The organism is Burkholderia sp. Ac-20392, from assembly GCF_017104585.1.
GTDB lineage: Bacteria > Pseudomonadota > Gammaproteobacteria > Burkholderiales > Burkholderiaceae > Burkholderia > Burkholderia lata.
On sequence record NZ_JAAGPB010000005.1, the window covers coordinates 14,968 to 38,401 of the forward strand.

The 23,434-nt window shown below is 56.0% G+C and carries 18 protein-coding genes and 1 pseudogene; 7 read left to right on the forward strand and 12 right to left on the reverse strand.

All coding sequences use genetic code 11. The annotated features are described in order from the left end of the window. Positions 1-21: 21 nt before the first annotated feature. The 5 genes from G3N99_RS01235 to G3N99_RS01255 form a co-directional block, all read right to left on the reverse strand. A complete protein-coding gene (locus G3N99_RS01235; protein ID WP_241011398.1) occupies positions 22-507 on the reverse strand; it encodes a thioesterase in 486 nt (161 codons plus the stop codon). Further along, positions 504-2,171 (reverse strand): AMP-binding protein, encoded by a 1,668-nt coding sequence (locus G3N99_RS01240; protein ID WP_174985422.1) that lies wholly within the window; start codon positions 2,169-2,171, stop codon positions 504-506. The genes G3N99_RS01235 and G3N99_RS01240 overlap by 4 nt, the downstream gene beginning before the upstream one ends. A gap of 21 nt (positions 2,172-2,192) precedes the next feature. Further along, the gene (locus G3N99_RS01245; protein ID WP_174985423.1) at positions 2,193-3,074 is read right to left on the reverse strand and encodes a VOC family protein; all 882 of its coding nucleotides are present in this window, start codon (positions 3,072-3,074) and stop codon (positions 2,193-2,195) included. Between the two features lie 63 nt (positions 3,075-3,137). Further along, complete coding sequence (locus tag G3N99_RS01250; RefSeq protein ID WP_174985425.1) at positions 3,138-4,421, reverse strand: alpha/beta hydrolase; 1,284 nt, start codon at positions 4,419-4,421, stop codon at positions 3,138-3,140. A gap of 130 nt (positions 4,422-4,551) precedes the next feature. After that, complete coding sequence (locus G3N99_RS01255) at positions 4,552-5,277, reverse strand: TetR/AcrR family transcriptional regulator (RefSeq protein WP_174985427.1); 726 nt, start codon at positions 5,275-5,277, stop codon at positions 4,552-4,554. Positions 5,278-6,214: 937 nt separating this feature from the next. Between G3N99_RS01255 and G3N99_RS01260 the strand changes: the two genes are divergently transcribed. Next, positions 6,215-7,714 carry a helix-turn-helix transcriptional regulator gene (locus tag G3N99_RS01260; RefSeq protein WP_206121408.1) on the forward strand — a complete coding sequence of 500 codons (1,500 nt, stop codon included), beginning with the start codon at positions 6,215-6,217 and terminating at the stop codon, positions 7,712-7,714. A gap of 134 nt (positions 7,715-7,848) precedes the next feature. On the opposite strand, the gene G3N99_RS01265 is transcribed toward G3N99_RS01260, so the two are convergent. Genes G3N99_RS01265 through G3N99_RS01280 form a run of 4 tightly spaced genes read right to left on the reverse strand, consistent with a single transcriptional unit; the run spans position 7,849 to position 12,061 of the window. Beyond that, positions 7,849-8,610, reverse strand: a complete 762-nt coding sequence (locus G3N99_RS01265; RefSeq protein WP_174985431.1) for an IclR family transcriptional regulator C-terminal domain-containing protein — start codon at positions 8,608-8,610, stop codon at positions 7,849-7,851. A gap of 46 nt (positions 8,611-8,656) precedes the next feature. Next, on the reverse strand, positions 8,657-9,493 hold the full coding sequence (locus tag G3N99_RS01270) for a VOC family protein (protein WP_174985433.1): 837 nt from the start codon (positions 9,491-9,493) through the stop codon (positions 8,657-8,659). Next, positions 9,490-11,175, reverse strand: coding sequence for a bifunctional 3-(3-hydroxy-phenyl)propionate/3-hydroxycinnamic acid hydroxylase (locus tag G3N99_RS01275; protein ID WP_206121409.1), 1,686 nt, complete (start codon positions 11,173-11,175; stop codon positions 9,490-9,492). The genes G3N99_RS01270 and G3N99_RS01275 overlap by 4 nt, the downstream gene beginning before the upstream one ends. 25 nt (positions 11,176-11,200) lie before the next feature. Then, positions 11,201-12,061 (reverse strand): fumarylacetoacetate hydrolase family protein, encoded by an 861-nt coding sequence (locus G3N99_RS01280; RefSeq protein WP_174985437.1) that lies wholly within the window; start codon positions 12,059-12,061, stop codon positions 11,201-11,203. Positions 12,062-12,913: 852 nt separating this feature from the next. On the opposite strand from G3N99_RS01280, the pseudogene G3N99_RS01285 reads away from it, so the two are divergent. Beyond that, positions 12,914-13,322, forward strand: a pseudogene (locus G3N99_RS01285) (biotin carboxylase N-terminal domain-containing protein); the annotation flags it as partial. A gap of 12 nt (positions 13,323-13,334) precedes the next feature. Here G3N99_RS01285 and G3N99_RS01290 read toward each other — a convergent pair. Both G3N99_RS01290 and G3N99_RS01295 read right to left on the reverse strand, forming a co-directional pair. Next, on the reverse strand, positions 13,335-13,715 hold the full coding sequence (locus G3N99_RS01290) for a transposase (RefSeq protein ID WP_206121410.1): 381 nt from the start codon (positions 13,713-13,715) through the stop codon (positions 13,335-13,337). Between the two features lie 407 nt (positions 13,716-14,122). Beyond that, on the reverse strand, positions 14,123-15,457 hold the full coding sequence (locus G3N99_RS01295) for a sigma-54 dependent transcriptional regulator (protein ID WP_206121429.1): 1,335 nt from the start codon (positions 15,455-15,457) through the stop codon (positions 14,123-14,125). Positions 15,458-16,702: 1,245 nt separating this feature from the next. On the opposite strand from G3N99_RS01295, the gene G3N99_RS01300 reads away from it, so the two are divergent. Then, positions 16,703-17,128 carry a hypothetical protein gene (locus G3N99_RS01300; RefSeq protein ID WP_206121411.1) on the forward strand — a complete coding sequence of 142 codons (426 nt, stop codon included), beginning with the start codon at positions 16,703-16,705 and terminating at the stop codon, positions 17,126-17,128. Between the two features lie 176 nt (positions 17,129-17,304). Further along, positions 17,305-17,490, forward strand: a complete 186-nt coding sequence (locus G3N99_RS01305; protein WP_206121412.1) for a hypothetical protein — start codon at positions 17,305-17,307, stop codon at positions 17,488-17,490. 658 nt (positions 17,491-18,148) lie between these two features. Here the strand turns inward: G3N99_RS01305 and G3N99_RS01310 are convergent. Next, the gene (locus tag G3N99_RS01310; protein ID WP_206121413.1) at positions 18,149-19,507 is read right to left on the reverse strand and encodes an AraC family transcriptional regulator; all 1,359 of its coding nucleotides are present in this window, start codon (positions 19,505-19,507) and stop codon (positions 18,149-18,151) included. Positions 19,508-19,899: 392 nt separating this feature from the next. On the opposite strand from G3N99_RS01310, the gene G3N99_RS01315 reads away from it, so the two are divergent. The 3 genes from G3N99_RS01315 (at position 19,900) to G3N99_RS01325 (ending at position 23,396) form a co-directional block, all read left to right on the forward strand. Further along, positions 19,900-21,330 carry a low temperature requirement protein A gene (locus tag G3N99_RS01315; RefSeq protein ID WP_206121414.1) on the forward strand — a complete coding sequence of 477 codons (1,431 nt, stop codon included), beginning with the start codon at positions 19,900-19,902 and terminating at the stop codon, positions 21,328-21,330. 262 nt (positions 21,331-21,592) lie between these two features. Beyond that, a complete protein-coding gene (locus G3N99_RS01320) occupies positions 21,593-22,444 on the forward strand; it encodes an oxidoreductase (RefSeq protein ID WP_241011399.1) in 852 nt (283 codons plus the stop codon). Between the two features lie 214 nt (positions 22,445-22,658). Continuing rightward, positions 22,659-23,396 (forward strand): SDR family oxidoreductase, encoded by a 738-nt coding sequence (locus G3N99_RS01325; protein WP_174985447.1) that lies wholly within the window; start codon positions 22,659-22,661, stop codon positions 23,394-23,396. Positions 23,397-23,434: the final 38 nt, after the last annotated feature.

Here is a 23,434-nt window from a genome sequence, read left to right on the forward strand (position 1 = left end):
GATGCGTTGTCCTTGACGAATTCATTCGAAGTGGCGCCGGTACAATCTCGCTGGTGGTCTAGCAACGCCTGGCGGAAAGCGGGCGGGATAACGATCGAGCTGCGCTCGTCGTGCGCGGCGCATACGGTTGTGCGGCGTGCGGTGAAGGCGTGCGTTGACCGCGGTCGGGCCTTGCGGCGTGCGGGACGCGATGTCCAGCATGTACGAACGATTGCGCACGTCCGCCACTCGCGTGGTCATGTCGAATTCGTCGTCGGGTCGCAGCGCGCCGATGCAATCGAACGACAGCGCACGGCTTGGCGTGCCGAAGCCGAGTGCGCGTTGTGCACACTGTGGCGTACCGCCGAGCAACGCTCCGGAGAGCAGTTCGCCTGCGCAGATTACGAAATCGGCGAAGGTGGCGGCGTCGACCACGCAGGCGGGCTCGCATCCGTTCCATTTCATTCGACGGCGCACCGTGGGCGGCCGTTCGCCGATCAGGTGTTCGATTGGTGCGGGCGCGTTCATTGTCCAGCTTCCTGCGCGATGAGATCGACGATGATCCGTTTCATCGCAGGCTTATCGACCTTCCCCACGCGCGTGACGGGAAATGCGTCGATTACCTCGACTCGCTCGGGGCACTTGTACCGGGCCAGGCCCCGCTTAACGAGGAACCGCCCGAGCGCCTGCACGTCGGGCGCTTGCATGCCCGGGCGAGGGATGATGAAGACGCAGCCTTTTTCGCCATAGAACGGGTCGGGCATGGGCACCAGCTTGGCGTCGGCGACCGACGGATGCTGACTGACGTGGCTTTCGACTTCCTCGCAGCCGATCTTTTCGCCGCCGCGGTTGATGTTGTCCCGCAAGCGCCCTTCGAACGTGTAGTAAAGCGCGCCGTCCACTTCATGCGCGGTTGCCATGTCCCCGGTGCGGTAGAAACCGTCGGACGTAAAGGCTTGCTCGTTGGCCTCCGCGTTCGCGAAGTACCCCGTAAGCGTCGACGGCCCGCGGAAGCATAGTTCGCCGATCCGGCCGCGTGGGACGGGCTGTTCTGAGCCTGGTTCCAGCAAACGGATCTCGTCATCGTCGCACCCGGAGCGCCCTTGCGTCTGATGTCGTACCCGGTCTGGAGCATCGGCCGGCGAGCCGAGCAGTAGACCTTCCGTGGTACCGTACAGGTTCGAGCACGGCACGCCCAAGTGTGTTTCCAACGTATCGGCGCGGCTCATCGTTGCGAACAACTCGAGCGACGACAGATCATGCCGTGCGATATCTGCATAAGCCATCAGTTGCGGTGCGATCGGGCCGATCGACAGCGCATGCGTAATACGGTGCCTGCTGATTAGGTCGAGCATCATCGGAATGTCGACCTGTGGCATCAGAACGACCGGCAGTCCGATGAGCACCGCTGGAATCAGGGCGTAAAGCTGGCCAGCGTTGTGCACCAGTGGCAGTGACCAGATCAACCGGCTGTTAGCGTCAACGCGATAACGTCGCATCCAACCCGCCGAGTGGCCGAGATACTCGGCATGGAACCGCGGAATGATCTTGGGGATGCCCGTCGTGCCGCCGGAGAGCTGGAAGCTGAGTACGTCCGACAAGCCGATCCGCACACGCGCTAGGCGTTCGCGCGCTTGCCCGAGCGGTATGCCATCGATCAGCGTCTGCATAGCGACTGCGCCAGCATGTTCGCCGCGCACGATCACCCGATGCTCAATCCACGGATGACGCGCCGACATCGATTCGGCGAAGACCGGCAGGTCGAAGCGGGGGCTGAAATCCGCCTGAATGAAGTAGCCGCGTGCACGGGATAGGTGCGACAGCTGACCGATTTCGATCTCGCGATGCTGCGGTAGCGAACACACCGGCACGATGCCGGCCTTGAAGCAGGCGAGCAGAGCGATTGCGGTTTCTACCGTAGTACCGAGTTGAAAGATCGCACGGTCGCTTGGGGCGAGGCCCCGCGCGAGCAATGCGGCACCGAGGCGTTCGGTGGCCTCGTCGAGTTCGGCGAAGCTGATCTTTCGGTCATGACCGACAAACGCGAGTCGATCCGGATAACGCAGTGCGGTGGCGCGCAGTGCGTCGCCGACGGTACTGGCGATCCACGCGCCGCTGGCGAGTGCTGCCTCAGCACGGATTCGGCAGGGATAAACGACACCGCTAATCGGTTGTTCGATTCGTATCTCCATTATGTCTCCTCTCGCCGCGGCTCAGGACTGTAACGGTGCGATGCGTACGATGTCGTGGTCGTACTGCTCAATGCGCCCGTGCAAGCCGCCAGTGAGCATGCTGTACCAAAGCGCGGGCTTGAAGCCGAGCGCGCGGCGCTCGAACTCGATCGGCCCGTCGGCTTCGATAGAATCGTATTCTTCACCTTCGTGCACGCGGCAATTGGGATGCTGCAATGCTGTGCGCACCAACGGCGCGAATTCCGCCACGCGGGGCACGGAGATGCGCACCGGCGCGGCGGAGGCATTGCCGCGTTCAGCGACCAGCTCCGCCTTGCGGTTCCATATCGCGTCGATGGTATCCATCGGGCGACCAGCCGCGCGTGCGGCGTCCTCCAGCGTCATCGCCGCCTCGAGTGTGAGCTGTGCATCGGTGGCATCAACAGTTGTCAGCGAGCGCAGCTTATGCGTGAACTCCACGAAGTAGCCGTTGGGATCGCGTACGTAGACGGATTCGATCACTTCGTGCCGGGTTTCCATCGATACGTCGAGCCCTTGAGCATCGAGATGTCGCTTCCACGCGCGTAGCTCGTCCGGGCCGTCGACAAGCCACGCGGTATGTGTGGCGTCGGCGACATGATCGTCTGGAAGCGGGCGAGCGGTCGTGCGTGCCGGGATCTCGGCTGGCTCTTCGCTGCCGAGGTAGTAGAAGAACGCGATGGTGCTGCCGTTGCCGCTGTCGAAAAAGAAATGCAGGAAGTCCGGGTGCGTCGCAGGTCCCCAGCCGCGTGCGGAAATCACGTGCACGAGCGGCAGCCCGAGCTTGTCGCGGTAGAACTCGACGGTTTCACGCAGTCGCCAGGTGGGCCGTGCGGTGTGGTCGACACCGTGTAGCTTTAGCGGGGGAAGAGGGTGAGCATGCATGACTTGTGTCGTCCATTGAAAGTCGTGATGACGAAGACGGGCCGGGAACAGCTGGCTGTCCGGTCAGGGCGAAAAGTGCTCGCTCAGCCATAGAGCGAGCAGACGTCCCGCCTCGAGCCGCCCGGGCGCTTCGTGTGCGCTCAACGCGCGGCCGTGGTGATCGCCGCGTACGCGGTGGTGGCGTTTGGATGGTGACGCGATCGCATCGACGATGGTCTTCACGTCGCTCGGAAAGCACGCTTGGTCGCCGGTGTATTCGATGATGAGCACAGGCTGGACGATCGAGCGCGCAGTGCTGGCCAGTGACGCGTTGGACGACAGCGCCGACCAAGTCGAAAGCCAGCTCTCCGGTGTGCACTGCCGTGCAAAACCGACCGCGCCGTAGTTGGACACGTACGGATCGGCGCCCCACAGAGAGCCGAACTTGCGATCCGACGCATCGAGGCCGAGATCGAAGCAGCGTAGGTCGGCGTCGGTGCGCCAGATGTTGAAGATCGGCGTGTGCGCGGCGACGCGCCGGTCGTCTGGTTTGACCGAAATGCCGCTCGCGCCGTTTTCCTTTACGCGCCGACGAGCGTCCTGACGACGTGCGATCAACGATCGCGCGTACGCGTCGAGGCGCGCTACGCGTGCACGCTGTGCCGCGCGATATCGGTCGACAAATTCAGCGCTATAGCGGGTGTTGCCTTTGCCCAAGTACCCATTCGCCGGTGACAGGGGATCGAGCGACGGATCGACGGAGAGCGGATCGTTCTCGTTCGAGACGCTCGGATCAATGCAGTTGAGTAACAGCGCACCCTGCCCGGGGTGCGGACCGACTAGCGCGAAACCGTCGACGGTGGGCATGTCGAGTTCGGCGAGCTGTGTTATTCGTCCGCCAGGCGTGCATGCAATGCGCTGCGCGCCCGGCAGCTCGGACTGCTGCACATAAAGGGCATAAAGTCCGGCGCCGCCCGAATTGCCGAGCAGCACGATGCGCCGGAACCCTGCCGCGCGCAGGTATTGCAGCCCGGCGGCCACGTCGTGCAGCGCGAACTCGTGTTCCAGCCGCAGGTCGTTGCCAACAGCGCGCGGTGACTGCGACCACGCAGCGTAGCCGGCGCCCACGATATCCGGAATCAGGTAATGGCAGGCCATGAACTCGCGCGGATGCATCACGCACACCACCGTGTCCGTCGCGATCGGCGGACGGTACAGTGAGCCGCCGGTGGCTGCTTGGTCGGCGGTGCGCAGCACGACGTTCGTCGTGACCGTGCTCGGCGGAACGTCACGCGGATTCCAGTCAGCGTTTAGAAAGCCTGCGATGGCCTGGGCGATCGGCTTGCTGGATGAAGGCAAATCGTTCATCGGACGAATCGCGCGTGCGCGCTCCTGACATTGACCATGCGCCAATGCTAGGGAGTGTTGACGACCGCGTCAAATATTTGACGTAGATGTAAACACTAACTGAAACGCAGATGAGAAACTCGCGGCTGGTCTAGTCCTTACCGCCGAGCAGCGTGTTCTCGAGTGTGGAGAGCGCGTCATGCATTTCCGTCAGTGCACGGCGAATGTCAGCGCGTTCGTTCGAAGGCCGGGCGCTGTCGTCGGTCTCAACGCAGAGCATGCGCAGCCCGAGCGAGGCGATGAGTTCAGCAACCGCTTCGGCAGACTTTTGCCTGCGGGTATCGAACCACCACGCGGACCAGTTGCACATCCCGATGATGGCGAAAGCCGCTATGTCGGCGTCGACGGCTTGGAATGTGCCAAGGTCGATACCACGCCGGATGACGTTCACGAAATTGTTTCGCACAGCTCGGCGGGCAGTCTGAGCGGCGGCGCGCTGCGGATCCGGCAGGCTGCTCTCACTGCGTTCGACGACGCGAAACTGCAATGGGTGCGAGAGGATAAGGCCAGCGTGGCCGAGGATGAGCTGTCGAAGTCCCTCCTGTGGCGGAAGCTCTGGGCGTTGAGCGACAACTTTCGTGAGATCGCTCGCGCGCTCAGTCACGTCGCGGGTGAGCGCTTCAAGCATCGATTCCTTGCTAGGAAAGTAGTAGTACAGCGCCGTGCGGGTCATGCCGACCGCGTCTGCAATATCGTTGATATTGGTACCGCCGAAGCCTTTTTCGATGAACAGCAGCGATGCGGCATTGAGTATGGCCTGCCGCTGAGCGTCGCTACGGGTCGGGCGCGATTTAGCCGGGGCTGTCGTTTTGCTCATGCGTAGTTTGGGAGGAGTCGCTTCAGGTTGACGAATGTTAGCATCGGCCATCGACGCGCCGGAACTAGCGGCCGGTGTGCACAACAAGCAAGCGATGCAAGTGGCGGCGTCGGTCGTTAAGACTGCGTCCCACACTCGACCGGAAGTCGTGGGGCTGCGCGATTGACGCATGAAGCACGCAGGGAGTGCGCGTCACGAGGACAGCCGCGTGCACAGCGGCCTTCGTCTCCAGCGTGCCTGTCACCGCGACGATACGCTCGCTCGTTTTCACGCTGATGTCAAACTTCGTGCCACCAGCCGTTGCCAAGTCAGCCATCAACCTCGCCTCGATTCCCATTTTCGTGGGGAGAGTCCAGATGAGGCGGTAGCTTCAACCGGTCGATGCAAACGCTCGATCGAATCGTTCAGCCGGCGTATCGAAGTTTAGTGTCTTGCGTGGACGTTCGTTGAGCCGTCGCGCGATAGCGTTGAGCTTGGCTTGCTCCCTAATCAACCTACCCAATCGAAGTTCTGGCGAGGTTTCCCTGACGAGTTAATCCGGCATTGTGCCGGTCACTAAACGGCGCTTTCGTGGAGGTGTCCTGCACCTTGGTTTTCTTGCGTTGCTTGAAAGCGAACCATACGGTGGCGGGAAATCGATGTGCTTGAGGACGAGCATCGCGCAAATACGCGGTATCGATTAGAGCGTTTGCATGCACGACGGAACCCGTTAGTGAAAGCAGTGCATGGCCCGATCGCTATGATCGGTACGCGCGTGGCGCAACTCCGTTTGGTGAGGAGCCGCACGGTATCGGTGCGGTATGTGCTCGTACTATGTGGATAGTCGGTCAATGCTTCGCGACAGGGCCTGCGGCGTGTGATCAATTTCGGGCTGTGACCGGGCGTCCCAGCACAGACGAACGGCGGATACTAAATCGGCGATAGGGAAAATACTTCAGTGAGCGAATTGACAGATGAGCAAACGCTGAAAGAATATACCAATAGGCACCAACTGCACCAGATCATCGCGGGGCTCACCGCGGGTGTGATCCTGGTCGAGCCTGACCAGCGGATCGTCTGGGCGAACGACGCCGCGCTCGCGATGCACGGCGTGACCGAGCTGAAGGCGCTCGGCGCGACCGTCACCGATTACCGCGAGCACTTCCGGCTGCGCTACCGGAACAACCACCCCGTGCGCGATGGCCACTATCCGATGGATCGCGTGATCGCGGGCGAGGAGTTCAGCGACGTGACGGTCGAAGTTGAATCGGTCGCCGACGAAACCGTGAGTTGGGTCCACCGCATCCGCAGCCTGGTGCTGACGAATGCGGCCGGCGAGCCCGATTGCCTCGCGCTCGTGCTGCACGACGCGACCGAATGGGCGAGCGCCGAGGAACGCTTCGAGCGCACCTTCAACGCGAACCCTGCGCCGGCCGTGATCTGCCGGCTCGGCGACCTGCGCTACGTGAAGGTCAACCAGGGCTTTCTGGACCTGACCGGCCACGCGCGCGACGACGTGCTCGGCCGCTCGGTGTACGAGATCGACGTGCTCGACCAGGCCGAGCGGCGCGAACTCGCGATCGAGCGGCTCGGCGAAGGCGCGACGATCCCGCAGATGGAGGCCGTGCTGAAGCGCGCGGACGGCAGCACGAAGGCCGTGGTGGTTGCCGGGCAGCCGATCGACATGAACGACGAGGCGTGCGTGCTGTTCACGCTCATGGATCTAGAGGCGCGCAAACAGGCCGAGCGCGCGCTGCGGCAGAGCGAGGAACGCTTCGCGACGGCGTTCCGGATGGCGCCGGTCGCCACCGCGATCGTCACGGCCGACCGCTTCGAATTGCTCGACGTGAACGGCGCGTTCGCCGCGATGACGGGCCACGCGCAGGACGACCTGCTCGGCAAATCCGCGGACGAGATCGGGCTATGGGCCGAGCGCGCCGCATGGCAGCACATCGAGAGCCAGCTCGCGCGCGACGGCAGCGTGCGCAACGCCGACGTGCAGATCCGCACGCGTGAAGGCGACGTGCGCGATTGCGTCGTGTCGGCCGATCCCGTCGCGATTCACGGGCGCGACTGCCTGCTCGTCGCACTGCTCGACATCAGCGACCGCAAGCGCACGGAGATGGAGCTCGTCTATGCGATCGAAACGGCGATGCAGGATGCATCGTGGTTCAGCCGCACGCTGATCGAGAAGCTCGCGAACGTGCGGCGTGCGAATGCGCCGGATGCGGGCGCCCAGCTGTCGGACCTGACCGCACGCGAGCGCGACGTGTTCGACCTGCTGTGCCACGGTCTTGCCGACAAGGAGATCGCCGGCCGCCTCGGGCTCGCGCCGAACACGGTGCGCAATCACGTCGCGACGATCTACGCGAAGCTCGACGTGCACAGCCGCGGCGAGGCGATCGTGTGGGCGCGCGAACGCGGATTGGTTAGTGGGGCCGGCATACGCGGCAATTGACGTCTTGAGTGGATCGAGCGTGATTTCAAAGATGGTGGAAGATGCGCAGGCAAGTGCTTTGTAAGCTCTTACGTTCAACGGACCGCTAAATCTCAATACAAGGCGACATCTGTGATTTAAGCGGCACTTCCAATTCAGACAGGGACTCCATTGTTCACAAGCACTCCCTCGATCTCTCTGGCACCTGCACTTACAAGGGTCGCTAGTCGACCAACCACACGTTCCTCTGTCGTGTGCGGAACGACATAACTCAGACTGCCGATTGCGGTCCGGGCTTCGTTCAGGATGGGGGCTGCGATACCGGTTCTGCCAGGGTCAACGTCAGAGTGTGTAACCATGCACGCGGACTTACGCCACGCCGCGAGCGTATCGCGAAATTCTGCGAAGGACGTTCCCAGACCCGCCTGTTCAATTGCGCGCACGTGCTGGGCATAAATCGCCTTCATGCCTCTTGCCGGTTGATTGGCGAGAATAACCTTCGACGTGGCACCGAAGAATAAAGGCATCGGCCTCCCGCGCTCGTAACTAACAGGTTCTTGCGGTCCGGTGGTTAGGACTTGATGAATGCACAGGACACAATCTGCGGCGGGCCGGCAAAGCAAAATCGCAGATCCGTCTGGGGCAAATTTCGATAGGTCAGCCATGACAGGTCGAGCCGCCTTCAACAACGGATCCGTCAATTGAATTTGGCGATCGAGCTGAACGATTGCCGGTCCGAGCCCGTAGTGCCCTACGGTGGCAGCTGCAACGAGTCCCGCCTCGTCCAGCGAGGCGAGATAACGATAGGAAGTAGCCAACGAAACCGAAAGTGCGGTGGAGATCTCCTCCGCTGTCCATACCGGCTTATCGATTGAAAACAGTTTCAGTACTGCAAGCGACCGATCCGAAGTACTCATGATCCTAGGTGTCAAGATTCGTTGGCAGTCTATTATCGCGTATGATTTAGCTACGCATCCATGCTCGCCCCCAGCTATTCAGCGTGCGTTCACTTGCAGGCCACACACCAGCTGTAGAATCGATCGACACTTGTTGCAATTCTGCCGAGAACTCTAGACGGTTGCCATCAGGGTCGGTGACCATAAAGAACAGATTGTTGCCGGGGCCGTGGCGTCCCGGGCCAAAGAAAATGGGGATCTCAGCTGCAGCGAAACGATCGCCCCAATCCCGGATGTCATTCCACTCGTTCGTTTCGTAACAGTGATGATCCCATTCATTGCGACTACCGCGAAAGAATGCAAGCGTGTGGTGATCGTCGTCGGAACGCAGGAACACTGCGGCTGCGCGCGAATCGTCGCTCACCACCTCGTCAGATACAGTAAAGCCAAGCTTGTCGACGTAGAAGCGCACTACATCGTCCAGCTCAGTTGTCTGAAAGACGCAATGTTGAAGACGTGCCGGCGCTCCCGAATGGGGCAGAGTGTGGCATGCGACACCAAACGCAGTTTGGCGTCCCTGCGGGTCAGCCACTACAAACGAGCCCGGTTCCAGCAAAGGATCGTGTAGTGGTTCGCATGCGATATCGTTTGCCGCAAGGCGGCATCTTAGAGTCTGGAGCTGAGAGTCGGTGGAGATCCGATAGGCGGCGTAAGCGAGATCTGCGGTCGCACCCGGTCGAATCAATATCGATCGACGTGGCCCCGATAACAAGCGGAGCTCATTGAGTGGTGTTTCGGCGCAATCCATCATCTCGCAGTAGAAGCGGGCCAGCCGCTCCGGCTGGGGTGAATCGACGCAAAGATGGTTTAGTTGAGCCGGGGTTTCTTTCTGCAGGCTGGTCATCGTGATATCCAGTTGATTGCTGGTGGTAACGTGATGGATGAGTCGTCGGGAGATACCCCCGGTACGCTGATAGTGGCATCGACGCCCAACACCGTGGCGAATTCGTCAGCGAATGTGTGCTCTTGTGACGGAAGGAATGCGCCCGCAGCGTAACGGTCTGGCCGTAGCACAATGACCCGGTCGCAGTTGTGAGCGAGCGCGTTTACGAATGCAGAGTCGTTGCTCACAGCTACGGTCCAGCCACGCTGTTCCAGCATGCGTTCCGACACGCCGTTGGGCTCAGGAAGAATCCATACAGTTGCGGCGCCTAGATGACGCCAAAGTTGATGAGCGGGCCGCAGGCTGGTCCCGACCGATGGTCGTCCAAAGCGGAGGAGGGCAAAACGTGGTCCAAGAAGATCATCGAGCGGCATCGATCGACCGCGGGACGTCACGAATGGTTGCGGAAGCATTCGCCCCCGAACGCTGTGACGCCCGAGTTCGTCAATAGGTCCGAGCAGTCCGCAGGCATACCTTGGTTTCGGCTTGAACTTCATTTGCAGAAAGTAGTCGCGGACAGGTGGTACGTATGCTGCGATCCGGAAAAACGACTGCCATGCCCATGCGCTGCAGCGCGACTTCGGTGCCATGACCATGCCTAGATTCAGCGCCAGGCGAATTAGTGCCCATGCGTGCTTTCGACGCTCGATCTCGTATGAAAGAAGCACTGATTCCGGCAGTTGCCCGCGCACGACGGCGGATAGCTTCCACCCCAGATTGTGCGCATCACGTACACCACTGTTCATTCCTTGGCCAGCATAGGGTGGGGTCAAGTGCGCAGCGTCGCCGGCCAGATAAACTCGGCCGACTTGCCAGTGCTCCGCTACTCGTGCATGGAAGGTGTAGACGGTTTTGCGCACAATGTCAGTTTTTCGACTCCCTCGAAACGGGAACAGCCATTTGCGAACCTGTGCTTCTGTTACGACGTCGTCTGCGGACTCGTGCGAGTGAATGAGAATTTCGAAGCGGCGAGTTTTGTGTGGACCGGGAACGTCAACGACTGCCCGGCGGGGATCACAATAGACCCGCATCTGAGAGAAGCTGTCGTCGTCATTTTCAGTATCGATCACTAGCCAGCGAGACTTGAACGTCGAGCCCACCATCTTGACACCCAGTAGTCCGCGTATGGGACTACGGCCGCCGTCGCATCCTACAAGATATCGAGCCCGTATTGAGAGTGCGGTACCGTCGGGGCAACGGACAGTGGCATGTACTCCGTGTTGCTCTTGGTAGAACGATTCCAAAATATGGCCGAATAGTGCTTGCACGTTCTTGAATCGATTCAAACCTTCATGGACGGAGGCTTCGAACAACGGCTGCCTGAACGCGTTACGGCGTGGGTAGCCATATTCGCTCGCAGTTGGCTCAACACGTCCAAAGCACCGACCACCTACACGGGTCAAATAGTGCACGCCATACCCAGGAACGACGTCCCGCATTACGGGCTCTATCAAGCCGATTGCCTGCATGGTTCGCAAGGATTCGTCATCGATGGAGACGGCCCTGGGTTCCGCTACGGTACTAGTCTTTCGGTCAAGTAAGATGCATTCGATCCCGTCTTGCCCGAGGACGTTAGCGAGCGAAAGACCGGTGGGTCCACCGCCGACGATCAATACGCTAGTGTTGATTTCTTTGAGATCCATTCGTTTTCTCCGCCGTCGAATTGGCTCAATCTGCGGGCGCCTCATCAACAATATGGTTCCGCAGTGTGCCAATACCGGAAATTTCGACCTCGACTACGTCACCCGGCTTCATCCATAGGGGGGGCTGACGGAACGCGCCCACTCCACCGGTAGTTCCGGTGATGATCACGTCGCCTGGATTGAGCGTCGTGAAGGTCGAGCAGTATTCGATTAGACGGGGGACGGAGAAGATTAGATCGTCTGTGGTCGCTTTCTGAACGATTTGGCCGTTGAGCCTTGTGACGAGAGTCAAAGTCGACGGGTCAGGAATCTCCTCCGACGTCGCGAGCCATGGCCCGAAACCACCGGTGGACGGGAAGTTTTTCCCAGGCACAAATTGAATACTGTGCTTCTGCCAGTCGCGCAGGCTGCCATCGTTGTAGCAGGCGTAGCCGGCGACATAGTCAAGCGCGTCTTTGGCTTTGATGTGACGCGCACGCGCACCGATGACCACCGCGAGCTCACCCTCGAAGTCCAAGCTGTGAGATGTAGACGGTCGGACAATTGCTTGGTTGTGGCCGGTTTGCGAGTCGGCGAACCGCGTGAAGATCATAGGCCAGATGGGCACGTCTCTACCGGTCTCTTGAACGTGACTCAAATAATTGATTCCAACGCAGAGGATCTTTGAAGGATCTGGCACAACGGGCAGGAAATCTACGGAATTGATCGCATGCGTCGCTACCTGAGTTTCCGCCCACGCGCGGACACGATCCAGCGAGCGTCGTTCCAGCGCGGATTTCAGGGTGTGACCGACATCGTCGGCAATCGGAGCAACATCAACGATATCGCTATCCCGCACAAGGCCCCACGAGCAACGCCCGTGTTTGCTAAAGCTAACTAGATTCATGGTCTCTCCGTAGACGTTCCACGGAGTATAGTGTTGCATTTTTCTCTAAATATGAGAAATTATGGTATACGAGTAGTAAAAATTATCTCATGGTGAAAATTTAGGCATGAATGATGCTGAAGAATGGTCTACGTTGTCCCGGTCGATGGCGAGGACCGGGTGTCAGAAACAGGCGCCAGATGGCGCTGCAGCATGCATGCCGTTCTTGTCGACATGGGCTGGCCGACGCACGAGTCAGTCGAACCGATTTAAGACCCGGGGCGTGTGCCGATGCTATGTGCCATCCGCGGGTGCTTTGTTATCCGGTTGTTTCGGGGCAGGGATGCGATTCTGACCGACCGGCGATTGAGCCGGGCTCAGCGACGCGGCGACGCGAATTGTGCGTGAGCGGGAGGCGTTCCGGGCCACGACTGGATGGATTACGCGTCGCCTTTCGATCGCCACAATTGACACCGTTGCGGGGTGAGTAATGGTGTGCCCCCGTACACTGAACGACGACAAGCCGAACTCTCTCCCGATTGCCATCCTGGTTGGACGGGGAATGTTATCTGTCGTCGTGATGTCGAGAGTGAATGTCGGTCAATCTGATGAATCTGTTGAGCGGCGAATGCGGGGACGATGCAATCTTGAACGACATACGTAACAATTCCCGAACTGCTTCACTGACTAAGCGGGTGGAAGAGGGCGCGTGGGAAAGCCAAATGCAACGATGAACCATCTATGGATGGCGTGACTACAATCTCCATTCAGTCTATCCCGATTGCGAACCATTCGGAAATCTCGATTCGCGTGACCCGTGTCGCTGCCGAGCTGAACGTCCACATGGTGGCGATCTAATCGAAGGGAGACCGCCTGGCGGTGCATCGCTTCGCGGTGACGAATGCTACCTGATCGGAGAAGGCAAGAAGCCGCTCGCCGCGCATCTCGACATCGACGGCATCCTGGGCGTCGCACGGCAGGTCAACGTCGACGCGATTCACCCCGGCTATGGCTTCCCGTCCGAGACCCCGGAATTCGCGCAGACGGTAAATCGATGAGGGCATCCGCAGGGTCGACCCGTCGCCGGACGTGATGCGCACGCTTGGCAACAACGTGGCCGCGAAACGCGGCGATCGCCGCCGGCGTATCGGTGATGCCCGCGACCGCGCCGCTGCCGGACGATCTCACCGCATGCGAGAATCAGGCTGGAGAAGTCGGCTATCCGCTGATACTGAAGGCGAGCTGGGGCGGCGGGCGCGGGACGCGGGTGCTCGAGAGTGAGAGCGAGAGCGACCTAGATACGAATCGACGTTTTACCGTGTCGAATCTGGATTGAGCCGAATGGCATGTCAGTCGCGGCTGGCTCCTCAATCGCTATCGATGGCTGAGCGGGTGGCAAAGAGGAATCGCTGACGACAACCGGTAACATTGCTGTCTCTGGACGCGCCTCATCCGTTAGCGGGCCTTGCGCATGGAGGCGACGCAACGCCGACACCTGATTGGCATTGATGCCGTTCTCGCGAGCAAGACGGGCGACCGACGCGCCGGGCTCGAAAGTCAGTGCGACGATGGTCCGCTTCCATTCGGTTGGGTGTCGGCGAGTTTGCTGTTTTGACGGGATCTCGACTGTCTGAGTCACTCCGTCTACAACTCCTATCGTGGGCACGACGGTCATTCGCGTCCTTCGCCGGAAATCATGGCATTCGTCATCGAACGCTCCTAGACCGTACTGGTCTTGCGCTTACGAACATGACTTCATCCGAGATGATCGACCGCGGAGAGAATGAGCGCCGGTCGGCTCCTGCGGCTTCAGTGCGCTGCCATTGCTGGTATACGTCGGTCGGTGCCGACAGCCAGAGAGTCAGAGAGAGTTCCCACCAACTCCACTTTCTTACCGGGCGCGACATTAATCCCCGGTCACCGAACGTCACGCTACCTTCTCCCGGGGTGTTCCTCATCGACATGGTCACGGATGTAAGCGTGTGACCATTCAATTGCGCGAGCGGTGGTTGCGCAAGTGTCGCTGCGGAAATGTTTCTGCGAGAGGTTGAATTGAAAACATCACCCAAATATTCGATATTATCAACTCGTTCGTTCGATAGCGTATAATTCCATCCACCGATACAGTGTGGCCCGTGACACGCCAAGTTCGCGGGCGGCCCTTGATACAAGGCCACCATTTTCTATCAGTTTATTTTCGATCATCTCGCGCGTTACGGATTTGTGCGTGACAGGAGTGGATTGAGGTTCGATTGCGGTCTTGTCAAGTTCAAGATCACCGGCGGTAATGAATCGGCGATTCGTCATGACAAGTGCGCGACGGATCCGATTGATCAGCTCCCGTACATTACCCGGCCATTCGTAACTATGAAGGGCGGCAATGGCATCCGGAGATAGCCCATAAACACGTCCACTTCCATCACCTCGAAACTGATTGATTACATGATGTGCTAGAAGTTCGATATCCTTTCCTCGCGCGCGTAGCGTCGGTTGTTCAATTCGTAAAACGCATAGCCGATGATATAAATCGGTACGAAAGTTTCCTTCTTGTGATGCTTTCTCGAGATCAACGTGAGTCGCCGTCACAATCCGAACATCTACCGAAATGGGGCGCGTCGCACCCAAACGAAAAATATTGCCATTCTGGAGAAAGCGTAGCAAGCTCACTTGGCTTTCTAGCGGCAAGTCGCCGATTTCATCGAGAAACAATGTCCCGTGGTTGGCAGTTTCGATAAGCCCAATCTTCGAGGCGGACGCGCCAGTGAACGCTCCCCGTTCATATCCAAACAACTCAGACTGCAAGAGATGAGGTGGAATTGCCCCGCAATTTAATGCGACAAACGGTTGCGAGACACGGGAAGAGCATTGATGTATGGCCGACGCAGTTAATTCCTTGCCCGTACCTGTTTCGCCATAGATATGTACTGGCGCGTCACTTTTGGCCATCCTGTAGATGTAGTTAAATAATTTCAACATGGGATTACTTGCTCCAATCATGCCGAATTTTGAATGATGATAATTTGAGATGTCTTGTGAAAATAAGCGCTCCATTCCATATGCGCGTCCGACGGTTTCGATGATTTCCTGATTTTTGGTTGGTATGGTGATGTAATCGAAACAATGGGTTTTTATTATGTTCAAGACAGTTGTTTCTATCGACTGTTGCTTATCGATAATCGCGACCCATCCAACATTATCAAATTCCAAGCAAAATTCATCAATTTCGACCAGTTCATCGGCTGTTGAGTTTTGTAGATCTAATATCCCTCCTTTGGTGGATTTCTCTATTCTATTTATTTTGCTTGAATCTTCGATAAGTACGACTTTCCAGTCATTTCTGGAGAGTTCTTTGATTAATGAGGTGTCTGGTTTTTTTGTCCAATAGATTACTTCTCTTGGTTTTGTCGTGCCCGGCATTTTAATATCTCTTTGTTGAGGTTTTGGGTATGGTGTTTTTTGATTTCTAGATATTTTTATGATGTTATTAAAAATTAAATATTTTCGTTGATTTGGGTGGCCGGTTGCGGTGATTCGGTGTGGTTCGTTTTTCAATGAGCTTCGCAAGTAGGGAGTGAGTTGTGTTGTAATTTTAAGTAATCGTAAAAATGGTGTGACGTATTGCAATTCGTGCACGCTAATTTTAGCGCCTTGGAAAGTGAGGCGATGAATGTTTGGTGCCATCGGCGCCGCGTTACATACTCAAACTTGTTCGTCACACTATTTACTTGTTGGTCGCTATATCCCGAGCAAGTGAAGTCGACGGAGAACAATGATCGTAGATCCAAGATTTCGACAGGAATTTTAGAAATTATGAGAAGAGCGCTCATGATCATCTATGATCGGTTCGAATCCGAGGTTAATGATTCAACGTATCGTTTCGATTCGCCCGAGAGACTTCAAATCGTAGGAGCAGATTCCTCCCTGTCGAGCAGGTCCAGAAATAGTGGGAAATCTGATTCGTATATCCCCGCATCGAACCGGAGGAGGTTGCCTAAGAAGAATTCGCGATAATCGGCTCGATTGCTGTTTCGCAATCGTTGTCTGGTCCCCAATATTCTGTATCGGCTTCATGCACGCCTCACGGTCGTAGGTCGTTTGCAATCGTAGGATGTAATCGCCACGCATCGCGTGTTAACCAATTAAAGCAGAATTCGATAGGGATGATGTAGGTTGGATACATATTTGTCATTTTCAATTGTGGTAATTGTTTGTAGAAAAGGTAAAGCACTACGCGCGGCGGACATTTTAGAAATTTGTGAAATATAAAACCCTGACGTTTTGTAATAAATATGTCCCATTTTATTAATGGGCGTTTGAACGCGCTCTGAGAAGAACGTATCGATCCTGTCTCAATCAAGCTATCTGTGTTCTAGTATGTAAATGGAGGCGTCGTTGCATGAATCGGGCGAGCAAGGGGAGCAATAGTTGTTGACGCGCAATGGCGGGTGCGGCGACCCTGTCAACAATGCGGGTTCCCGCGCAGATTTTCGATTTCTTGCTTCGACACGACGCGCAGGAACTAGCGCAAGAGGAGCGAATCGAGGGCGCGCTACCGTATCAGGAACTGATTGGCCTACGACGCTCGCCCGATCAACTGAGGTAACGTCACGATGAGGGTCGATTAAGCCGCACTTACAAACATATTAGATGCCGAGCCGGCGCTTGGCCGTTCTTGTCTGTACCGCGACGCTGATCCAAGCGCCGCCGGGCCTCAGGACCGTGTACCGTATGTCGCCGCGTTTGTTGCAAGGCTTCTCGCAAGGCCTGCTCGAGATAGCTTTCGCCACCTTGCTCGTGCTTAACTACGTAGGCGGGCCGCCGCACACAAGCGATAGAAGTCCAGCTGCAGATCGTTGGCGACGACGATTGGACGGCGCGCAAGCATGGTTATTGGGAGCGTGGCACATCGCACTAGTGCATCTCAGGCTCGACCCGGATACCGGTCAGGTGCGTGCTATGCTGTTGACGCATCAGAATGTCAACGATGGTGGCGACTTGGCCGAACTGCTCGGTCAGATTCCGGGCGACGAACGACTAAATGTCGTCGGCGGGACGGGGCCTACGACACCAAACCTTGGCATGCCGTGATCCCCTGGTGCAGCGCAACGCCCTTGATTCAGCTGAGCGAAGGCGCTGCTCGTCAGCCGGCAAATACTTCGGGCGGGATGTAGTGTAACGACGCAGTCAGTGCGATCGCGCGATGCGTTCGTCGCGAATGGAAGAAGGAGAGCGGCTACCATCGGCGCTCGCTCGCGGAAAACGGAATGTATCGCTACAAGACGCTCACGGGAAAATTGCCGGTGGGTGCGGCGCATCGAATCAAAGGCGACCGAGGTCGCCATTCGCACGGGCGGGTTCAACCGCATGGCGGACTTTGCAACGTCCGCAATCCCGTCACATCCGATGAAATCAAGAACATTGGCCTTGCCTTGTCGTCACGCCCAATTTAAGCACAACGCCGTATATAGGTGCTCACTTAAACCGCAGAGCGAACATGCTACTGAATATTTTCTCTGGAACCGCCCAGCAGGTGTAATTCAGTTTAAGGCAGGAGCGTTCGGAACTGTCAGCAAAGGCAGGAGATTCTTCTCATTCGAGGGAGAGGATTGCGGTGGAGTCGGCCGGATTCGCGTAGCGGTCCGATAGCCGCGGATGCGGGTTGCAATCTCGGGCTCAAGGTTTTCCACGTTGCGCGTGAAGTGCGAGTCGTTGTCTGGGAGCTATGCGGGTGGGCTCGATGGGAGGAGGTCATTCGATCAGTTTCGCTAACCGTGTCATTATCCCAAAACTCGTCGATCAAACTGAGCAGGATCGAGGACGTCGAGAATGGAATGTGGACAAACGCGTCCTTGTCCGCATTCGCAGCAGAAGCGTACATTGCTGCCCATGTAACGGTGATGTGTCAATCAGATTGTGCCAAACTCCTTGCCGCGGCAAGAAAGTAGAAGGCGTCGGCACCCCAACTCTAGTTATATCTGCCTAGATGTTTATTTGCCGACCAGACTTCATGAATTTAAGAGGGGGCTTGAAAAAAAGGAATTTATCGTTATTTTTATGACTATTCATCCGACAGGGCATTTATCGTCGGAGATATTTATTCGAAATTTCCTAGTCGGTTACCCTGTCATCATTTTTCGCCGTGCGTCCGGAATAAGCGGCGCGTCGAATTTCGCTTGGCGTTGCGCCAAACTGATGCTTGATGGCAGTAGCCAAGTAGCTTTGAGTTCCAAATCCGCAGTTCATGGCAATTGATAAAATACTGTCGGATGTGTTTTCTAGAAGCCATCGAGCGCGCTCGAGCCGCCTTTCTATCACGTATTGTTTTGGTGTCCGGGCGAACTGAATTTTGAACGCCTCGACAGTCGCGCGTTCGCTCATTCCTAAAAATCGACTGACTTCACTTGTGTCAAGCTTGCTCTCTAATGATTGATCGATGAACTGATTAATAGTTTCTCGGCTAAATTCTTCAAATGTGCGGCTTGTTGGACTCGAGGGGTAATCCACCGCGTTGGGGTTTCGGCGATAAGTCGAGCTTGGCGGTTCGCCAAAGCGTCGAACGTATTGGCGAACGAAACGGACTGAGATGGAAAATCCATGCGCCAATAAAATTTCAGCGAAACGCTGTGTGTCGCCCCCACGCAGAAGTGCCTTGTTCACTTGTGCAAAGCGGGCGTCGTCATGCAACTCCGCATATGACTTTCCTCTTACTCTGCGTATCCCGTGCTCGAGCGCTTCGCTAGGAACGCCAAGTGCATGGGCAACGGCGCCAAGTGTCTTCCAGTGCATTGGAAAGGCTTCAATCATTCTAATCGCCTCCCCAGTTTGAGCGTCGGAGGTGCACGATTCGCGATTGAACAATGCGCTGTAGTTGCTGAAGTGGCCAGTAACGACAATTTTGAGCATGTGTTCAAGCAGTCCCTCAATTGCCAGATCGGGAACCGGAGACATCCTCATCATACTTCGTAGGCAACTTGCAGCGATGTTCCACTGCGCGCTTACCTCGGGCGCGATCGGTTGCAACGAGAACTTGATCGGATCAGTTGCAGGCTGGCCAATCCATTGAGCAATGAAGCGACGGACCCGCTCGGCATCGATGATCACAGAGAGGTGCCCGAAGCCATCCGGCCCCGTCGAGCAGAACGATCGATCCGACGAGGAGATAGGCATGACATCACCAGGAATACAGGCCCCGTCGCTAGAACCTCCCTCGTACTTTGCCTGACCACGGCGGCAGGAGAGGAACAGATAGTTAGGCCGCGTCTCCGTCGACCGGAAGTGAAATGGCATCAAATAGTCTACGTCATAGATGCCGATACCATTGCGCTCGACCCCAGTCATGGTTACTTCCCGGTGTGTCGCATGCTGCGCCGTAAACTGATTGTCGGCATAGATTCTTCCAATGAAGTCGGAAACTTCGTCAGGATCGAAGCTATGGAAGCGATGTTTGTTGAGAAGGTAGTCGCTCATGATGCCGGAAGGTCCACGAAATCATCAATTTACTTCAATGCTAGCGCATTCTTGAAGACGCGATGGTGTGGTTTCGCTACACCTGGGTGAACTATCCCACAGTCTGTCGACTCCATCTTATAAAGATTGTCTAGGTGCAGTCGCGGTACGAACTAAACGCACAGGCGTTCGACGCGTTGCATTAGGGGAATGGTGCATCGAAACATCAGACAATTAAAACTGTAGTTCGATGCCCCGCCTCATCATCTCAGCTGTAGCGTCGCGAATTAACATTTTCATTTTTTAGTGCGTCTAAATTTGAAAGGTTTTTTCGGGTCAGTTAACTACTATCTCTAAACAACAGCTTGTCCTGCATTCATCTATATGTCTAATCATATGAATGTCTAACGTCGATGTATAAATTCCTCGGGCAATTAAGTGACGAAATGATGAAACGAGGGGCGGCAGCGTCGAGCAATTGCATCAATGCCAACCATTTTTCATTTTTAATGAGGCGGCATGATTTGTTTCGGATATTTTGTGGAGGGAAATCGGACTCAACCAAATTCATCATTGTTCTGAACGAGAAGTGGGGCGGCCGTGTGGATTCCGGTGCGATTTTTCGGATTCGCGTAGGTGATTGGAAGGTCTGCATGGGTATCAAGCAAAACATACATAGATTGTTAGGAGTGGGTGGCGAACGTTATATTCAAATGATCGGAAGCAACATTATTTTTGATTTGATGTTGGTATTTTCGCTTATACAAATCGGTCATGCACTGCAGAGAAATCTTACGTGGAATGGTGCCATAATTTCAGTAATTTTATGCGTAACCACATGGCGTGAGTGGCGTTACGCCGAATGGGTCGTTGGGCCGATTAAGGTTGAGGCGAAACTGTGGCGCGGTTCGGGAATTGTATTAATACCGATTTGCTTGGTTGCCGCAATAGAAATTTCGAACGCTTTGGAGATGGACTGTTCTAGATTTGTCTTCTTCTATGTGCTGTTTCAAATTTCGAGAATTGCACTGTCTTTTCGACTTGTGAGCGAGACAAATTCAGAAAATTCAGAGGGCGGGTGGGCATTGAAGTGGGCATTTGTGACCCCTATTTTCTGGATTATCGGTGGCACCATTGGTCGCGACACTCGAGCGATTTGGTGGGCTATTGCAGCTATTTACGAGGTTGCTCCAATAAACTCCGGTTGGAAGATGTCGGATTGCGAATTCGTAAAGAGGGGTGGATGGAGGGAATTAAATCGAAATTTCATCGAGCGTTACCAGTTGCTGACGATAGTGGCCTTCGCAACGGCGATAGTTTCAGCTGTGGCGGTGCTGGATAACACGAAACACCGAAGCATAGAAGGCGTTGTGACATTCGTGGGATCGGTCGTCGCAGTGATGGCTATGTGGGCGCTGTATTTCGATATTCCAAAAAGCGATGCTACGGGCTTTATCTGTTATTCAGCGAGACCGAGGCTTGATGCTTCCGCCATTAATCGGATTCATGAAATTATGGTGTCTGGAATTGTTGTTGCTGGGATTGGGGGAGGTGTTTCGGTTGCCAATGATAATACTGGTATTGGTTTTGCGCCGCCAATCTGGTTCTCGATCGGATTGATGCTTTATATGGTAGGAGGCTGGTTGTATAAATGGTTGATCTATAAATCGAGGTCAATTTGTTACATAATGATTGTTTCCGCCCTTGTTGCTGGAATTATGGTTGGGTGGGCGGAAAAATGGTGGTTTTCGTTTATTTTAATGAGCATGCTTTCGGTCACCGTCTGGTTCGAATCAAGAATTGCGAACCGACGTCGAGTAATGGTGGAGCGAATCTTTTCGTAAAACGATAATTGCCGGTGTGAGATTGAATACTTATTTAATTGCGAGGCGACTGGTACGCCGAATTTAGTAGAGGTGTCAGCGACGATCGGGACAATTATCGCTGGGGCGGCAACTGTGGCTCAGTGCCAAGAGCCCAAGGTGCAAACAAGGAGGCGATTGTTCGCAATTCGTGGATAGTTCATCTCGACTAGGGTTCTTCGTTGGCGGCTTGACTCTCGTTACACTCGTGTCACCTCAAAACCTCATATGGGATGGAGTCACAATGAGCGATTCGACTATGGATGGAAAGGTTGTGCTGGTTACGGGTGTGTCATCTGGTCTTGGGCGTGAACTGGCTCAACAGCTGCTGGCGGAAGGTGCGAACGTCGCTGGCACGGTGCGCAGCTCGGAGCAGGTCGGCGAGTTTGAGCGGCTGGCTCCTGGTCGTGCTTTTGGTCTCTTGATGGACATCACCGACTCTGAAGCGGTTGCAACCGGTGTCCGACAAGTACTCGATAGGTTTGGTCGTATCGATGTACTGGCGAACAACGCCGGTGTTGGCACGGTTGGCGCCGTAGAGGAAACGACTGAGGCGGACGCCCACCGAATCTTTGACGTAAATTTCTTCGGGGGGCTTCGGTTGATTCAGGCGGTGTTGCCTACTATGCGTCGCCAGAAGTCGGGGCATATCGTCCAGTTCTCGTCGATTGCTGGGTTCGCAGGGTACCCCGGGTTGGGAGTTTACGCGGCAGCCAAATCGGCCACCTGCGTGCTCGGCGAAGCGCTTGCTGGCGAACTCGCGCCTTTAGGAATTCATGTGACGATTTTGACGATTGGCATCTTTGAGACGCAATTTGCAGGTCGCTCTTTGGCGTACGCATCGAATCGAATCGACGACTATGCGGATACGCCGGCGGGCCAGTTTCGTGGTTTTATTGGTCAGCTTCAAGGGAAGCAGCCAAACGTTCCTCATAAGGGGGCGAAAGCGATCATTAAGCTTATGAAATCCAAGAACCCGCCGGTGCATTTCGCACTTGGTGCAGATGCGGTGGGAACCATGCTCGCTCGGGCAGAATCGATCGAGAACGAAATTCGCGAATGGGAGGAAGTGTCGCGATCGACGCAACGAGATTGATCGAGAGGAGGTTAAGGTTGATCGCGTGATGGTTACAATTTGATAAATTGGACTCCTTAATATTTGGATCCCGTAGTTTTGGTAAGGGTCATTGTCGGCGTGAGGGTGCTGAGTGCGTTATTTGATACGTGAATTAAACGCTCTGAAATACCACTGAAATTTTTTGGTCAGCCGCGGCGCGATGTAATAGAAGCTGACGTTTATGGAGAGCATCATGAGTACTAAATCTCAAGTGGCAGTTGTTACCGGCGCATCGCGGGGCATTGGAGCAGCAATTGCTAGGCGTCTCGCCGAGGACGGATTTTCTGTTGTTATCAACTACGCAGGCAAGGCAGCGGAGGCTGAGGAGCTTGCAGGTGATATTGAGCGGGCCGGTGGAAGGGCGATCGCGGTACAAGCTGATGTGGGCGACGCGACAGATGTGGCACGGCTTTTTGACGTTACTGATGCCACGTATGGCGGCGTTGATGTACTTGTAAACAATGCGGGCATCATGAAGCTGGCGCTACTATCGGAGAGCGATGATGCGCTTTTTGATAGCCAGATCGCCGTCAATCTGAAGGGCACGTTCAACACACTCCGCGAAGCGTCGCGTCGGATTCGCGATGGTGGTCGAATCATCAATCTTTCGAGCAGCGTGGTCGGACTCAAGCCGGAGACTTATGGCGTGTACACAGCCACAAAGGCAGCAGTCGAAGCCATGACCGGTATCCTCTCGAAAGAGCTGAGAGGGCGCTCGATTACTGTCAATGCAGTGGCGCCTGGTCCGACAGCCACCGCGCTTTTCCTGAATGGGAAGTCGCCGGAGTTAATTGAGCGCATGTCGAAAATGAATCCGCTCGAACGACTTGGAACACCGGACGACATTGCTAATGCAATAAGCTTTTTAACAGGCCCGAATGGTGGCTGGATCAACGGGCAAGTCCTGCGCAGTAATGGCGGAATGGTTTGAGTGAAGCCTCATTTCGCTGACCGATCCCTCTCGATTAT